The organism is Marseilla massiliensis (assembly GCF_016899855.1).
GTDB lineage: Bacteria > Bacteroidota > Bacteroidia > Bacteroidales > Bacteroidaceae > Prevotella.
Genome location: NZ_JACJJG010000262.1, coordinates 1 through 376, shown reverse-complemented (window position 1 = coordinate 376; position 376 = coordinate 1). Strand labels below are relative to the sequence as shown.

General features: G+C 33.8%; 1 protein-coding gene. It reads left to right on the top strand.

Annotated features, from left to right (window positions below; all coding sequences use genetic code 11):
• Positions 1-167: 167 nt before the first annotated feature.
• A partial coding sequence (locus H6A34_RS14680; protein WP_205106106.1) for a hypothetical protein occupies positions 168-376 on the top strand: 209 nt, incomplete at its 3' end.

The following is a 376-nucleotide window of genomic DNA, read 5'->3' as shown; positions in this document are numbered from 1 at the left end:
CAATGGCTAAGGAAACAGGCAGTCTGATTATGGGATATTCAAGTCTTTACAGGAATTACGGTTGCAGAAGAAAATCAAATACATAAAAAATCACCTTCTATCAAACTACGATTTTTGGTAAACACTTGAATACGTAAAAAAAGACACTCTCTTAAATGCAGAGATATGTGACAACGGTAAATGTGACAAAAGACCGAAAATCACGTATCCTTGTTTTTGTTATAACAGCAAGAAAACTCAATAAAACTACAACAGTAAAAATGATTAGTTACCACTTTAACATTATGATTGGCGGAATAAAACTGAATGTCAACGTAAACGCAAACAATCAACAGACGGCTTATGGAAAAGTAAAAAGGCTTTATCCAATGGCGAC